Source organism: Streptomyces sp. NPDC001194, assembly GCF_042896985.1.
Taxonomy (GTDB): Bacteria; Actinomycetota; Actinomycetes; order Streptomycetales; family Streptomycetaceae; genus Streptomyces.
In genome coordinates this window covers 612,586-627,227 of record NZ_JBIAXU010000001.1, presented here as the reverse complement: position 1 = coordinate 627,227, position 14,642 = coordinate 612,586, and the positions used below count along the sequence as shown (strand labels likewise).

Genomic DNA, 14,642 nt, shown 5'->3' with positions numbered 1-14,642 from the left:
ACCGTAGTTCAGAGAGGCGGCACGCACGTGGCTGTCCAAGAGATGTCCCGAAGCACCCACGGCGGCGCCTGCACCTGCGACGACTGCCCGCACGGCGCGCAGGAGGGGCACCGGCGCGCCGTCGTCGCGTTCACCGAGAAGCGCGACGAGTTCGCCGCCGGCCAGGGGCTGCCGGCCGCGGTGGCCCGCTCCGCCGGGGCCTCCCGGCAGTGGGTCTCCGACGAGCTGACCCTGTCGGCCCGTACGGTCGCCGACCGGGGCCGGGAGGCCGGCAACTCCTGGCTGTACCTGTTCTCGCGGCGGGCCGTGCTCGCCGTGTGGATCGCCGCCGGGATGCTGCTGCTGGTGCAGGTCGGCACCGCGCTCGGCACCGGCTGGTCCACGGCGCGCACCGCCGGACTGCTCGCGGCGGTGGTCCTGGCCGGGCTGCTCACGGTCGCCGCCCGCGCCCAGTCCCTGCGCGGCGGGCTGCTCGCCCCGCTGGTCGGCGAGGACAACCGGCTGTCCACTTCGAAGGCGGTGCCGAGCGCCTGGGTGGTGCTGACGGCGTTCGCCGCGCTGCTGCCCGCGCTGCGCCTGGCCGCCTCGCCGCCCGGCCCGGAGCGCCAGGCCCTGTACGCGGGGCTCGCGCTCGGCCGGGCGCTGCCGCTGCTGGCGGTGGTCGCGCTGACCTCGGCCGTGGCGGTGCTGGTGCGCCGGGTGGTCACCGTGAGGATCATGGGACAGCGGATGCAGAAGCTGCCGGCGGACCGGCCGCGCGGGGCGGACCTGCTGACGGACGACGCGGGCCGGGGGAGTTTCCCGGACGCGCAGTACGTGCTGGTCTCCACGGTGGTGCTGGCCTTCGCGGCGGTGTCGATGGCCCGGTTCCCGGACCGGCTGCCGCGGCTGCCGTGGGCGCTGGCCCTGTTGGTGGCCCTGTCGGCGGCGGTGTACCTGGCGGCGAAGTACGCGGAGGTCACCCGTCCGCTGATCCTGTCGGTGGTGCGCAGACGCGAGCCGGGCGACCTCGACGCGGCCATCCGGCCGGGCGACGACATCGAGATCCGCGGGGTGGGCTTCGTGCCGCCCGGGGCACAGACCCCCGAGATGCTCGCCCGGCTGGTCGTACGGGTCGGGGCCGTCCACGTGCACGTGCCGCTGGTGCCGGTCGCGGGCGGGTTCACCAACCCCTCGGACGCGACCCTGACCGTGCCGGTCCCGGCGGAAGTGGAACCCGGGCGCATCGAGGTGCAGGTGGTGACGGCCGCCGGAGTGGAATCCAACCGCTGCACCATCGACGTGGCCGAGTGAACCGGGGTACACATGGGACGTGACCCGAACTGACGTCCCTTCCGCCGGCCCTTCCGGCGCTTCCGGCCCCGCCGGTCCTTCCGGCCCGTCCGGACTGCGGGAGCAGGCCGCCCGGTACGCCCTGCTGCCGCTGCGGATCTTCCTCGGCGTGACCTTCACCTACGCGGGCCTGGACAAGCTGACCGACTCCGCGTTCCTGCACGCCTCCGGCACCGGCTCCATCGGCGAGCAGATGCACGGCGTGCGCGACACCTCCGCCATCCCCGCCCTGGTGGACTGGGCGCTGCTCTCGCCCGTCGGCTTCGGGGCGCTGCTGGCCATCGGGGAGCTCCTGGTGGGACTCGGCGTCCTGGCCGGGCTGCTGACCCGGGTCGCGGCCGCCGGCGGAGCGCTGATCTCGCTCAGCCTGTGGCTCACGGTGTCCTGGGCGGTGAGCCCGTACTACTACGGCAACGACCTGGTGTACCTGATGGCCTGGATCCCGATGGTCATGGCCGGGGCGCCCTATCTCTCGCTGGACTCGCTGATCCGGTCGCGCCGGTCCCGCCGGATCGCATAGGTCACGATCCCCACCAGCGCGGCCAGGCACAGCCCGCCCATGGTCATCGGGATGACCAGGAACCAGGGCAGGTCCGCCTCCCCGGTCGCGTCGAGCAGATACAGCACGCCCGCGGCCACCAGGATCAGGCCGGCCAGCAGCCGCCCGGGCTGGAACTCATGACGCGGCACGGGCCACCTCCACCTGTCCGTAACCTGCACTCAGGTCCAGCTCGATCGTGCCCCCGGCCTCCGTGCCGGCGGACGGTTTCAAGGTCGCCTGCCGGGTTTCCCCGCCGCTCTTGACCCGGACGTCCTGGCTGGTCTCCCCGGGCATGTGGATGTCGCCCAGCTTCACCGAGACATCGGCCTGCGCGGTGACCTCGCGGGGCACGATCACCTTGAGCCGGCCGGCCTCGACGGAGGCCCGGACGGACAGCGTGGTGCCCTTCGGCACGTCCAGCCGGCTCAGGTCCAGCGTGGCCAGCCCGGTGCCCGCCGCGTAGACGGGCCTGACGTCGGCCACCGCGGCCGGCCGCCACTCCACGGACTTCCAGTCGGTGCCGATCTGGCGCGGCAGCGCGGAGGCGCCGGCCAGCAGCCCGGCCGTGATCACCGCCAGCAGGATGGTGCCGAAGCCGGTGCGGCCCCTGACCGAGCTGACCGCGAGGCCGAGCCCGAACACGGCGAGCGCCGATGCCAGGCCCAACTGCAGCGCGTGCGAGAGGGTGCTGCCCTGCCAGACCGCGGCGGTGACACCGCCCCCGGCCAGCAGGGCCAGGACGAACACCCGGCCGCCGATGCCGCCGCGCGGGACCCTCGGGGCGGCGGCCCGCGCGGGGGCGTCCACGCCGCGGCCGCCCCCGATGTTCCGGGCGGCGTTGGCATCGGCCGAATCGTCCGGCCCCCACAGGTAGCCGGTGGATCCCACGGGGCCGGTCGTACCGTCCTTGACCAGCGGGTCCCGCCACCAGGACGGGCTGGCGGGCACGGGCGGAGCCTGGGTCTCCGGCGGGGCGGGGGCCGGCCGGTGCACCGCCTGCGGCTCGGCCTCGGGGGCGGAGCCCTTCCGGCGCCGCTGCGACCAGTACCCCGCGCCGCCGAGGGCCAGGATGACCAGGACGGAGAACACGGCCAGCCCGCCGTTGTCCAGCATCGACAGGAACAGCGCGCAGCCCACCAGGGCCGCGAACACCGCGGCGAGGGTGGCCCCCTCGACCCGGCCGGTCAGCAGCTTCTTGGCCTCGCTGTCCTCCTCGCCCTCCACCGGCAGCAGCAGCCACGCGAAGCCGTAGAAGATCAGGCCGACCCCGCCGGTGACCGCGAGGACGCCGAGCACGATCCGGAAGATCACCGGGTCCAGGTCGAAGTACCGGCCGAGGCCGCCGCACACGCCCGCGAGGACCTTGTCGCGCTTGCCGCGGCGCAGCGGCGGCCGGTCGGCGGCGCGGTCCGCGGGCCGGTCTGCGGGCCGGTCGCCGGGCGGCGGTGCCGTGGTGGCACCGGCCGGCGAAGGCGGGGAGTCGTGCTTGGTCATGGCTCCATGGTGACAACCCGCCGCGCCCCGCGGCACCGGGCCCGACCCTGGCGCAACCCTGATATCCCCCCGACGGAACTGGGGGGCTGCCCTGATGTCCCCTACCCCGCCCGCATGTGACCATCAATGGCATGCCCGTCTCCACCGCCCCCCGTCCCCCGCTCACGGCGGACGCCGACGAACCGCCGCAGCGCAAGCTCTACCGCAGCGCCGACGGACGGATGCTCGGCGGTGTCGCGCGCGGTCTCGCAGGGCACCTCGGGCTGCCGGTCGTCTGGGTCCGGCTCGCCTTCCTCGGCCTCTTCATGTGGGGCGACGGACTGGGCGTACTGCTGTATGCCGCGTTCTGGGTCTTCGTACCGCTGGGCGTCGGCGGCCGCACCGGCCACCGCTCCTTCTTCGAGACCCTCGCCGACGGCAGCCGCCGCCTGCGCAAACCGGACCGGGGGCAGATCACCGCCCTCGTCGCCCTGTGCATCGGTGCCGGCATCTTCATCTCCAAGGTCCAGCTCGGCGGCACCTCCGGCCGGTACGTGTGGCCGACGCTGCTGGTCGGCGCCGGCGTGGTCCTCGTATGGCGCCAGGCCGACAACGCCCGCCGCGCCCACTGGGGCGCCGCCGCCGGGCGCAACGCGCGGCTGCTCCAGATCGCCCGCGGCTTCGCCGGGGTCGCCCTGGTCGGCGTGGGCCTGACCGTCTTCATCGTCGTACGCGGCTCGGCGGCCCAGCTCGGCAACGTGCTGACCGCCGCCCTCGCCGTCCTCGTCGGCATAGCCCTGCTCGCCGGCCCCTGGCTGATCCGGATGACCCAGGACCTCTCCGAGGAGCGCCTGATGCGCATCCGCGCCCAGGAGCGCGCCGAGGTCGCCGCCCACGTGCACGATTCGGTGCTGCACACCCTGACCCTGATCCAGCGCAACGCGGAGGACGTCGGCGAAGTCCGCCGGCTCGCCCGCGCACAGGAGCGGGAGCTGCGGAACTGGCTCTACAAGCCGGAGGGGACCGGCAAGGACGAGGCCGAGGAGCCCGCCACCCTCGCGGAGGCCGTCAAGAAGACGGCCGCCGAGGTCGAGGACCACCACGGGGTCCCGATCGAGGTCGTCGTGGTCGGGGACTGCCCGCTCGACGAGAGGCTGGGCGCACAGGTCCAGGCCGCGCGCGAGGCGATGGTCAACGCCGCCAAGTACGGTGGCGAGGGCGGACCGGTGCAGGTGTACGCCGAGGTGGAGGGGCAGACGGTGTTCGTGTCCGTGAGGGACCGGGGGCCGGGGTTCGACATCGACGCGGTACCGGACGACCGCATGGGCGTACGAGAATCGATCATCGGCCGGATGCAGCGCAACGGCGGGACCGCACGGCTGCGGTCCGCGCCCGACGGCGGCACGGAAGTCGAGCTGGAGATGGAGAGGGCGGCGAACGCAGCATGACCGAGGAGACGACCGGCAGCGCGGCAGTGGGCAGGCACGTCCGGGTGGTGCTCGTCGACGACCACCGGATGTTCCGCACGGGCGTGCAGGCCGAGATCGGCGAGACCGCCCGGACCGGGGTCGAGGTCGTCGGGGAGGCCGCCGATGTGGACCAGGCCGTCACCGTGATCACCGCCACCCGGCCCGAGGTGGTCCTGCTCGACGTGCACCTTCCCGGCGGCGGCGGGGTCGAGGTGCTGCGGCGCTGCGCCCCGCTGATGGCGGCCGCCGAGAACCCGGTGCGGTTCCTGGCCCTGTCGGTGTCGGACGCCGCCGAGGACGTCATCGGGGTCATCCGGGGCGGCGCGCGCGGGTACGTCACCAAGACCATCACCGGGACCGACCTGGTGAACTCGGTCTTCCGGGTGCAGGAGGGGGACGCGGTGTTCTCCCCGCGGCTGGCGGGCTTCGTGCTCGACGCCTTCGCCTCGACGGACGCACCCCCGGTCGACGAGGACCTGGACCGCCTCACCCAGCGCGAGCGCGAGGTGCTGCGGCTGATCGCGCGCGGGTACGCGTACAAGGAGATCGCCAAGCAGCTCTTCATCTCCGTGAAGACCGTGGAGTCCCACGTCTCGGCGGTGCTCAGGAAGCTCCAGCTCTCCAACCGGCACGAGTTGACCCGCTGGGCGACGGCGCGTCGCCTGGTGTGACGTCTCCCATGACGTCTGATCAGGTGTGATGCGCGCGCAGGTGTGACCGACGCCGCAGGGGGCGGGGGCAACCGCGCGGTGCCGCCGCGCCCTCTTGGGTGGCGTGATGAGCTTGACGGGGTTCCCCCTGTTCGCGACGGCGATCGCCCTCACGGCGATCGCCGTTCTCCTGCCGCTGGCCGTGTGGAGCAAGGTGCGCGGCCCCGCCGTCGTACGCGTGTCGACCCGGGCCCTGATGGTGGTGTTCGCCCAGGTCACCGCAGTCGCGCTGGTGTTCGTCTCGGTGAACCGCGAGGAGAATTTCTACGCCTCGTGGGGCGATCTGCTCGGCACCGGCAAGTACGTCACGGCCGCCCCCGACCTCGGTGCGGACGGACTCGGCGGGAAGAAGGCCGCGGAGGTCAAGGCGGAGCCGAAGGTGCTCCAGGACTTCCAGCCGGTCGAGGGCCTCGGCGGCCGGGTCAAGAAGACCGAGCTCGACGGCAAGATCTCCGGGGTCAAGGGCGACGTCATGGTGTGGCTCCCGCCCCAGTACGACGACCCGGCGTTCAAGAACAAGAAGTTCCCGGTGGTCGAGCTGATCCCGGGCATACCGGGGACGGGCAAGTCCTGGTTCCAGGGGCTCAAGGCGGCCGAGGTGCTGGAGCCGCTGATGAAGAGCGGCAAGGTGCAGCCCTTCATCCTGGTCTCGCCGCGCGCCATGCTGCTGGGCAACGGCGACACCGGGTGCGCGAACATTCCGGGCAAGGTCAACGCGGACAGCTGGTTCAGCGTCGACGTCCGCAAGATGGTCACCGACAACTTCCGGGCCTCCGACGAGGCCCGCACCTGGGGCGTGGCCGGCTACTCGGCGGGCGCGTACTGCGCCGCCAAGCTGGCGATCCTGCACCCCGACCGCTACAGCGCGGCCGTCTCCCTCTCCGGCTACAACGACCCGGGCCAGGAGCCCACCTCGCTGGTCGCGCAGGACCCGGAGATGCGGCGCACCCACAACCTGAAGGCGCTGCTCAAGGGCGCGCCCACCCCGCCGGCGGTCTCGCTGTGGATGTCGGGTGCCGAGCAGGACGGCTACCTTTCCGGCACGGACCTCAAGGCCATCGCCCAGACCCCGACCGCGGTGCACGCGGAGAAGGTCACCGGCGGGCACAACCTCGACTCGTGGTCGAAGCAGCTCCCGGCGGTGTTCGCCTGGCTGACCACGCAGGTCAAGGCGCCGTAGGGCGCTCGGGCCGCCGCCTCGCGGCTCGCGGCTCGCGGCTCACGGCTCACGGCTCACGCGGGGCGGGAGGCGCCCGCCCACGGCATCGAGTCGATCGGGGCCACGCGGACCGTCGACCCGGGGCGCGGGGCGTGGATCATCTGGCCGTTGCCGACGTACATCCCGACGTGGGTGACCCCGGAGTAGAAGAACACCAGGTCACCGGGGGCCAGCTGATCGCGCGAGACCCGCTGCCCGGCGTTGATCTGGGTGTACGTGGTGCGGGGGAGGGAGACCCCGGCCGAGCGCCAGGCCGCCTGGGTCAGGCCGGAGCAGTCGAAGGAGCCGGGTCCCGTCGCGCCCCACACGTACGGCTTGCCGATCGCCCCGTACGCGAACGCCACCGCGCGGGCGGCGCGCGTGCCGTCCGACGGCGGCGGCGGGGGGGTCGTGGCGCGCGGACCGGCCGGGGCCGCGCCGCCTGACTGGGCCTCGTACGCGGCCCTTTCCTCGGCGGTGAGCTTGGCCAGCAGCCGCTTGGCGGTGTCGAGCTTGCCCTCGACGGCGGCCTTGTACCCGGCGAGCTCGCTCTCGCGGGCGCGCAGGTCGGCGACCCGGCCGGAGGCCTTGTCCCTGAGCTGCCCGACCTCGTCGAGCCCGCGTCGTACGGAGGCGACCTCGGCGGCGCTGCGGTCGCCGGTCCGGGTGAGGAAAGAGGCCTGGTCCAGGTAGTCCTGGGGGTTCTCGGCCAGGGCCAGCCGCATCGCGGGGCCCAGGCCGCCGGTGCGGTACTGGCCGGCGGCCAGGGAACCGAGCGCCCGGCGCGCGGTGTTGAGCCGGTCGGTCTTGCGGGCGGTCTCGTCGCGCAGTGCGTCGAGCCCGCGCTGGGCCTCGTCGGCCTGCTCCTTCGCCCCGTTGTACCGCTCCGCCGTCTCCTCGGCCTCCTCGTAGAGCCGGTCCACCTCCGCCTTCACCTGGGAGGGCGTCTGCTGGGGGTCGGCCTGCGAGGTGCCTTCGAAGGCGGTGGCGGTGGCAGCGCCCGCGAGGGCGAGCGTCGCTGCGGTCCGCACGGTGCCGCGGGAGAGCGGATGGAGCGGGCGCTGCCTGGGCTTTCGGTGACTGGCCACGAGGGCCTCACGTCCTTCCTCGACCGGGGGCTCGGTGCTTGGAGGAGGACGCTAGACCCGAAGGTAACGGTCGGATGACGAGATGATCGCAAGTGCCCCGACGTGAACTGATGTGGCCGGATGTGGCCGTTGTGGTTCGCTGCCGGGATCAGTGCCAGAGGACGGCGATGAAGATATTGATCACGGTCAGCCCGCCGACCGCGCCGAACAGTGCCTTCTCCACGTGCTCCTCGTCCCGCTTCACGTAGACGAGCGCGAGGATCACGAAGAGGACGGCGAGCTTCACGCCGATCTTGATGTTGTTGACGTGGCCGCCGTCCATCTCGTGGAAGCCGACCAGCAGGACGCCGGTGACGAGCATCGTCAGCGCGCCGTGCAGCATCGCGGGCACGAAGCGGGCGGTGCCGGCGCTCATCGCCTTCATCTGCGTCAGGAAACCGCCCAGGAGGGAGGCGATGCCGATGATGTGCAGGCCCACGAAGACATTGATGAGTACGTCCATGGCGCCGAGCGTACGGGGGCTCCCGGCCGGCCCCGGCGGCGGGTCCGCCCCCGTCGTACGAGAGCTTCGTATGGTCTGGCCTGGTCCGTACGAGATCTGCGTACAGTGAGGACATGCCTGCCGCCGCCGAGCCGACCCACCCCCGCGCCGAGGACCTCGACCTGGCCGAGGTCCTCGCGGCCCTGGGGCACCCCGTCCGTCTCGAGATCGTCCGCAAGCTCGCCTCCGGCGAGCGGACGTTCTGCGGCGAGGTGGTGCCTGACCTGCCCCGATCCAGCGTCACGCACCACCTCAAAACGCTCCGGGAGGGTGGGGTGATCCGCCGGCGCCCGCAAGGACGCAAGCTCTACCTCTCGCTGCGCCGCGACGATCTGGAGCTCCGCTTCCCCGGTCTCCTGGAACTCGTACTGGCGTGTCGGTCCCGACCTCTAGACTCGGAAAGCGATGAGCAGCCTCTTTGACGACAGTTTCCTGGCGGACCTCAACCCCTCCGACGAGGTCCCCCCGCCGCCCGAGGATCACCCCGCGCCGGACGAAGGCGCGGACGATCTGTTCGGGGGGCGGTTCGACGTGCCCATGAGCGGTGACGCGTACTACCGGGACGGCGCCCCCAAGCCCGTCATCGACCCCGCGACGCTCCTGGACGGGCTGAACGAGCAGCAGGCCGCGGCCGTCGTGCACGCCGGCTCCCCGCTGCTCATCGTGGCCGGCGCCGGCTCCGGCAAGACCCGGGTGCTGACCCACCGCATCGGCCACCTGCTGGCCGCCCGGGGCGTCCACCCCGGCCAGATCCTGGCGATCACCTTCACCAACAAGGCCGCCGGCGAGATGAAGGAGCGCGTCGAGGGCCTGGTCGGCCCGCGCGCCAACGCCATGTGGGTCTCGACGTTCCACAGCGCGTGCGTACGGATCCTGCGCCGCGAGTCGAAGCGCCTCGGTTTCACCTCGTCCTTCTCGATCTACGACGCGGCCGACTCGAAGCGCCTGATGGCGCTCGTCTGCCGCGACCTGGACCTGGACCCGAAGAAGTTCCCGCCCAAGGCCTTCAACGCCAAGATCTCGAACCTCAAGAACGAGCTCATCGACGAGGACGCCTTCGCCGGTCAGGCCGCCGACGGATTCGAGAAGACGCTCGCCCAGGCGTACGCGATGTACCAGGGGCGGCTGCGCGAGGCCAACGCGCTCGACTTCGACGACATCATCATGACGACCGTCCACCTGCTCCAGGCGTTCCCGGAGGTCGCCGAGCACTACCGGCGCCGCTTCCGCCACGTCCTGGTGGACGAGTACCAGGACACCAACCACGCCCAGTACACGCTGGTGCGCGAGCTGGTCGGCACCGGCTACCCGGACCTGCCGCCGGCCGAGCTGTGCGTGGTGGGCGACGCCGACCAGTCGATCTACGCCTTCCGCGGCGCGACCATCCGCAACATCCTCCAGTTCGAGGAGGACTACAAGGACGCGACGACGATCCTGCTGGAGCAGAACTACCGCTCCACGCAGACGATCCTCTCCGCCGCCAACGCGGTCATCGAGCGCAACGAGAACCGCCGCGCCAAGAACCTGTGGACCCAGGCCGGCACCGGCGCCGTCATCACCGGATACGTCGCGGACACCGAGCACGACGAGGCGCAGTTCGTCGCCGACGAGATCGACCGGCTGACGGACGCCGGGGACGCCAAGGCGGGCGACGTCGCGATCTTCTACCGGACGAACGCGCAGTCGCGTGTGTTCGAGGAGATCTTCATCCGCGTCGGACTCCCCTACAAGGTGGTCGGCGGCGTCCGCTTCTACGAGCGCAAGGAGGTCCGCGACATCCTCGCGTACCTGCGCGTGCTCGCGAACCCCGAGGACAACGTCCCGCTCCGCCGGATCCTGAACGTGCCCAAGCGCGGCATCGGCGAGCGCGCCGAAGCGATGATCGACGCGCTCGCGATGCGCGAGAAGATCACCTTCCCGCAGGCGCTGCGGCGCGTGGACGAGGCGTTCGGCATGGCCGCCCGCTCGACCAACGCGGTGAAGCGGTTCAACGTGCTGATGGAGGAGCTCCGCACGATCGTCGACTCGGGCGCGGGCCCGGCGGTGGTGCTGGAGGCGGTGCTGGAGCGTACGGGCTACCTCGCCGAGCTCCAGGCCTCGACCGACCCGCAGGACGAGACGCGCATCGAGAACCTCCAGGAACTCGCGGCCGTGGCCCTGGAGTTCGAGCAGGCGCGCGGCGAGGACGCCGGGACGTCAGGGGCTGCCGCCGCGGGCGGCACGCTCGCGGAGTTCCTGGAGCAGGTCGCGCTCGTCGCCGACTCCGACCAGATCCCCGACGAGGACGAGGACGGCTCCGGCGTCATCACCCTGATGACCCTGCACACCGCCAAGGGCCTCGAGTTCCCGGTGGTCTTCCTGACCGGCATGGAGGACGGGGTCTTCCCGCACATGCGCGCGCTGGGCCAGACCAAGGAGCTGGAGGAGGAGCGCCGCCTCGCGTACGTGGGCATCACGCGGGCGCGCGAGCGGCTGTACCTGACCCGCTCCGGCATGCGCAGCGCGTGGGGCACCCCCTCGTACAACCCGCCCTCGCGGTTCCTCGAGGAGATCCCGGCCGAGTACCTGCAGTGGAAGCGGACGGGCGCCGCGCAGAAGCCGGCGGGCCCGATGCGCAGTTCCGGCTCCGGGTACGGATCCTCCGGCTCGGGCGGCGGCAAGGCCACGTTCGGGACCTCGCCCGAGGCGTTCCTGTCCTCGTCGCGTACGAAGTCGGGGCCGTCCGGGTTCGCGACGCGCCGGGCCGCCGACAAGCCGGTCATCGCGCTGGCGGTCGGGGACCGGGTCACGCACGACCAGTTCGGACTGGGCACGGTCATGGAGGTGCGGGGCGCCGGCGCGGACGCGCAGGCCACCGTCGACTTCGGGGACGACAAGCCGAAGCGCCTGCTCCTGCGCTACGCGCCGGTGCAGAAGCTGTAACGGGGGGTGTGTGCCGGGCCCGGGCTCACGCCCGGGCCTTCACCGGGGAGGCTCAGGTCGGGTCCAGACCGTGGCTGCGGAGCCACGGCAGGGGGTCGATCGCCGAGCCGCCGCCGGGCCGGACCTCGAAGTGGAGGTGCGGGCCGGTGGAGTTGCCGGAGTTGCCGGAGTAGGCGATGACGTCGCCCGCCTTGACCTTGCCGGACCGGATCTTGGTGCTGCTGAGGTGGCAGTACCAGGTCTCGGTGCCGTCGGGCGAGGTCACTATGGCCATGTTGCCGTACGCGCTGTTCCACTGGGTGCGCACGGTGCCGTCGGTGGCGGACATGACCGGGGTGCCGTACGAGACCGGGAAGTCGATGCCGGTGTGCACGGACATCCACATGCCGCCGGCCTGGCCGAAGCTGGCGCTCAGGCCGTGCTGTTCGACCGGGATCGCGAACTTGGGGCGGGCCGCTTCCTTGGCCGCCTCCTCCTCCGCCTTCCGCTTCTTCTCGTCCTCCTGGCGCTGGCGCAGGTCGATGCGCTCCTGCGTGCGGCTCGCGCGGTCGGCGAAGTCGCCCGCGTCGGCGCTGAGCGCCGTCAGCTGGGTGTCGAGCTTGCTGTTGGCCGCCACGGGCTTCACCGAGGCCGGGTCGGGCGCGGCCATCGTGGTGGTGCCCTCGGCGGGCTTGTCCGTGCCGGTCAGCCCGCCCACGGAGGCGGCCGCGACACCGGCGACGCCCATCACGCAGGCGGAGGGAACGGCCACGGTCAGCAGGGCGGAACGCTTCGCCGGGGTGCGGCGCCGGGATGCGGCGGCAGCGGCGGGGGCCGACTTCGTCTTGGCGCCGGCGCGGCGCGAGGCGCGGGGCGCGGGCGCGGCGTCCAGGGTGACCGGCATGGCCTGGGTGGGCAGGTCGTGCACGGGCTCGGGCGCGAGGTCGAAGCCGGACTCGGACCCGGCGTCCTCGATGCCTTGGGCGCCTTCGATGCCTTCGATGCCTTCGGTGTCGAGGACTTCGAAGACGGCGGTCTCGCTGTACCCCTCGGCGGCCGGCGCCTCGTAGGCGTAAGCCGTCGCCTGCTGCTGCTCCTGGTGCTGCTGCTCCTGGTACTCGTACTGGTGGTGGTCGTACGAGAAGGTCTGGGTCTGCTGCTCGTGCTGCGGGACGGTGTTCCAGGCGGTGGCGTCGTACGCACCGGTCTCGGTGCCCGTCGTGCCGTAACCCGGCATCGCCCACTGGCCGGTCTGCTCGTAGCCGAGCGCGGTGGCCTGGTAGTCGGCGGCGCCGCCCTGCTGGTTCCAGGCGCTCGTGTCCCACTGTCCGGTGCCGGTGTCCTCGGGGACGCCGCCCTGGGCGGGGATCGTCGAGAGGTAGCCGGCGTCCTGCGCGTAACCGTCCTGCGCGGACCAGGCGGTGGAGTCGTAGGCGCCGGTCTCGTACGAGGCGTAGGAGGAGGCGTAGTCGTACCCCTGACCCTGCGTTTCATAGGAAACGTAGGCCGAGTCACCATCGAAAGTGGTGTTGGAAAGGCCGTCGTACCCGGAATCGGAGTACAGGCCCGACGAGGGGCGGTCGTTCACCAACTTCTCTTTCGCCTCGGCAGTGGGGGGCCTGGGTGGCCAGGGAACGGGAGGTTCCTTGGGGAGAGCAGTGGCGTGACTGTACCCGGCGGTTACTGGCAACGACAATCTTCCAGGGGTTTCCGGCTTTCCGGAACCGGGCATTCGGCCGTCTTTCGGTCGCGGCGAGGCCGAGCCTTGGCCTTGAGTTCGAAATCCGTTCGAGTTTCGACGGGTTGGCGTTCACGCGACGGAAGCGGTGTCCCCCAGGCTCGCCACGGCAACCGGAACGGGGCCGTCGAGGGCGCGCCGGACCGCCGCCGTGACGGCCGGGTGCGCGGGCAGGGCGAGATGTCCGATGCCGGTGACCTGCACGTTCTCCGCCCGGAGGTCCGGGTGTTCGATGCGCGCCGTCTCGGTCGGGTCCATCAGTTCGTCGAACTCGCTCCAGAACGCCACGCATCGGGTCCGGCAGCCGGGCGCGGGCGCCCGCAGCTCGGTCATCACCTCGGAGTCCGGCCGCATCTGCCGGACCAGCGGGTGGGCGTCCATGAAGGGGGCGACCCGCGTACCGGAATGCGGAGTGCCGAGCGTGACGAGCGTGCGGACGCGGGCCTCGCCGCCGAGGCGCTGGACGTAGTACCGCCCGACCAGCCCGCCCAGACTGTGCCCGACCAGGTCCACCCGCTCCTGCCCGGTGCGCTCGCACAGCTCCTCGACGCGACGGGCGAGGTGGCGGGCGGTCACCCGCAGGTCGAGCGTGAAGGGGGAGTAGTTGTACGCCTCCACGTGCCGCCGCCCGCCGGCGGCGAGGGTGCGGCGCAGCAGGACGAAGACGGACCGGTTGTCGGTGAACCCGTGCAGCAGAAGTACGGGCGGCCGGCCGAGGTCCTTTCCGCCTGTCGAGGCGGGCTTCTCGGGCCGTATCCCCGTCGGGTAGAGCAGCAGGTGGCCGCCGAGGACCACCGCCTCCAGCACGCCCGCCCGCAGCGCGGCCCCGGAAACGGGTACGGGTATCGACACCCCCATGGACGGCCCCCCTCAGCCTTCGGGGACGGAGCCTTCGGGCATGGCCCGCGGGCCGCGGCCGGCCGCGCCACCGTGCCGTGCGGCTGTCGGTACGGTGGCGCGGCGCCCCCGATGCGGCTCCCCTGGCGGTGAATCAACGCCGTCCCACGTGTGATTTCCCCCTCCTGGTTGACCGTGAAACGGGGGTGTGCGCGATGCTGTACTTAACGTTCGTTCACTCGGGAGGCAGTGCGATGGGTGTGACCGGTCCGATCCGTGTGGTGGTGGCCAAGCCGGGTCTCGACGGCCACGACCGTGGGGCCAAGGTGATCGCGCGTGCGCTGCGGGACGCGGGCATGGAGGTCATCTACACGGGCCTCCACCAGACGCCCGAGCAGATCGTGGACACCGCCATTCAGGAAGACGCCGACGCGATCGGCCTCTCGATCCTCTCGGGCGCCCACAACACGCTGTTCGCGCGTGTTCTGGAACTCCTCAAGGAGCGCGAGGCGGAGGACATCAAGGTCTTCGGCGGCGGCATCATCCCGGAGGACGACATCGCCCCCCTGAAGGCCAAGGGCGTGGCCGAGATCTTCACCCCGGGCGCCACCACCACCGCCATCGTCGACTGGGTCCGCACCCACGTCCGCCAGTAGCCCCGCAGGCGGCCGGGGCCGCCGCTGCCGATGCGCCGGCGCCCCGGGGCCGTTGCCGAAACGCCCGGGACCCGGGCCGCTGCCGATGCGCCGGCGCCCCGGGCCACCCGAGGCGCCCGGGGTGTCGGCGGCCGCGTCCCGGCGGGCGCGGCCGTGCG

At 72.3% G+C, this 14,642-nt stretch carries 14 protein-coding genes; 8 read left to right on the top strand and 6 right to left on the bottom strand.

Annotated features, from left to right (window positions below; translation table 11 throughout):
• Positions 1-42: 42 nt before the first annotated feature.
• Both ACFY1T_RS02960 and ACFY1T_RS02955 read left to right on the top strand, forming a co-directional pair.
• Entirely contained in the window at positions 43-1,293 is a 1,251-nt protein-coding gene (locus tag ACFY1T_RS02960; RefSeq protein WP_390786708.1) for a hypothetical protein, read from the top strand.
• Positions 1,294-1,387: 94 nt separating this feature from the next.
• On the top strand, positions 1,388-1,852 hold the full coding sequence (locus tag ACFY1T_RS02955; protein ID WP_390786958.1) for a TQO small subunit DoxD: 465 nt from the start codon (positions 1,388-1,390) through the stop codon (positions 1,850-1,852).
• Here ACFY1T_RS02955 and ACFY1T_RS02950 read toward each other — a convergent pair.
• On the bottom strand, positions 1,798-2,022 hold the full coding sequence (locus ACFY1T_RS02950) for a hypothetical protein (RefSeq protein ID WP_030864274.1): 225 nt from the start codon (positions 2,020-2,022) through the stop codon (positions 1,798-1,800). The two genes, ACFY1T_RS02955 and ACFY1T_RS02950, sit on opposite strands and share 55 nt — an antisense overlap.
• Positions 2,009-3,367 carry a PspC domain-containing protein gene (locus tag ACFY1T_RS02945; protein WP_390786707.1) on the bottom strand — a complete coding sequence of 453 codons (1,359 nt, stop codon included), beginning with the start codon at positions 3,365-3,367 and terminating at the stop codon, positions 2,009-2,011. The genes ACFY1T_RS02950 and ACFY1T_RS02945 overlap by 14 nt, the downstream gene beginning before the upstream one ends.
• A 131-nt stretch (positions 3,368-3,498) precedes the next feature.
• Between ACFY1T_RS02945 and ACFY1T_RS02940 the strand changes: the two genes are divergently transcribed.
• From ACFY1T_RS02940 to ACFY1T_RS02930, 3 genes are all read left to right on the top strand, one after another.
• Complete coding sequence (locus ACFY1T_RS02940; RefSeq protein ID WP_390786706.1) at positions 3,499-4,794, top strand: PspC domain-containing protein; 1,296 nt, start codon at positions 3,499-3,501, stop codon at positions 4,792-4,794.
• A complete protein-coding gene (locus tag ACFY1T_RS02935) occupies positions 4,791-5,486 on the top strand; it encodes a response regulator transcription factor (protein ID WP_030864264.1) in 696 nt (231 codons plus the stop codon). The genes ACFY1T_RS02940 and ACFY1T_RS02935 overlap by 4 nt, the downstream gene beginning before the upstream one ends.
• 106 nt (positions 5,487-5,592) lie before the next feature.
• Positions 5,593-6,705 carry an alpha/beta hydrolase gene (locus tag ACFY1T_RS02930; protein WP_390786705.1) on the top strand — a complete coding sequence of 371 codons (1,113 nt, stop codon included), beginning with the start codon at positions 5,593-5,595 and terminating at the stop codon, positions 6,703-6,705.
• A gap of 53 nt (positions 6,706-6,758) precedes the next feature.
• On the opposite strand, the gene ACFY1T_RS02925 is transcribed toward ACFY1T_RS02930, so the two are convergent.
• Entirely contained in the window at positions 6,759-7,811 is a 1,053-nt protein-coding gene (locus tag ACFY1T_RS02925; RefSeq protein WP_390786704.1) for an NlpC/P60 family protein, read from the bottom strand.
• A 148-nt stretch (positions 7,812-7,959) separates the two neighbouring features.
• Positions 7,960-8,313, bottom strand: coding sequence for a hypothetical protein (locus ACFY1T_RS02920; RefSeq protein ID WP_390786703.1), 354 nt, complete (start codon positions 8,311-8,313; stop codon positions 7,960-7,962).
• 113 nt (positions 8,314-8,426) lie between these two features.
• Between ACFY1T_RS02920 and ACFY1T_RS02915 the strand changes: the two genes are divergently transcribed.
• Positions 8,427-8,774 carry an ArsR/SmtB family transcription factor gene (locus ACFY1T_RS02915; protein WP_390786702.1) on the top strand — a complete coding sequence of 116 codons (348 nt, stop codon included), beginning with the start codon at positions 8,427-8,429 and terminating at the stop codon, positions 8,772-8,774.
• Positions 8,758-11,274 (top strand): DNA helicase PcrA, encoded by a 2,517-nt coding sequence (gene pcrA / locus ACFY1T_RS02910; RefSeq protein ID WP_390786701.1) that lies wholly within the window; start codon positions 8,758-8,760, stop codon positions 11,272-11,274. Before ACFY1T_RS02915 ends, pcrA begins: the two co-directional genes overlap by 17 nt.
• A 52-nt stretch (positions 11,275-11,326) precedes the next feature.
• On the opposite strand, the gene ACFY1T_RS02905 is transcribed toward pcrA, so the two are convergent.
• Together ACFY1T_RS02905 and ACFY1T_RS02900 are read right to left on the bottom strand one after the other, a co-directional pair.
• Positions 11,327-12,841: a M23 family metallopeptidase gene (locus ACFY1T_RS02905; protein WP_390786700.1), complete on the bottom strand. Its 1,515-nt coding sequence runs from the start codon at positions 12,839-12,841 to the stop codon at positions 11,327-11,329.
• A gap of 222 nt (positions 12,842-13,063) precedes the next feature.
• Positions 13,064-13,849: an esterase/lipase family protein gene (locus tag ACFY1T_RS02900; protein ID WP_390786699.1), complete on the bottom strand. Its 786-nt coding sequence runs from the start codon at positions 13,847-13,849 to the stop codon at positions 13,064-13,066.
• Between the two features lie 233 nt (positions 13,850-14,082).
• On the opposite strand from ACFY1T_RS02900, the gene ACFY1T_RS02895 reads away from it, so the two are divergent.
• Positions 14,083-14,484, top strand: a complete 402-nt coding sequence (locus ACFY1T_RS02895) for a cobalamin B12-binding domain-containing protein (RefSeq protein ID WP_030864249.1) — start codon at positions 14,083-14,085, stop codon at positions 14,482-14,484.
• Positions 14,485-14,642: the final 158 nt, after the last annotated feature.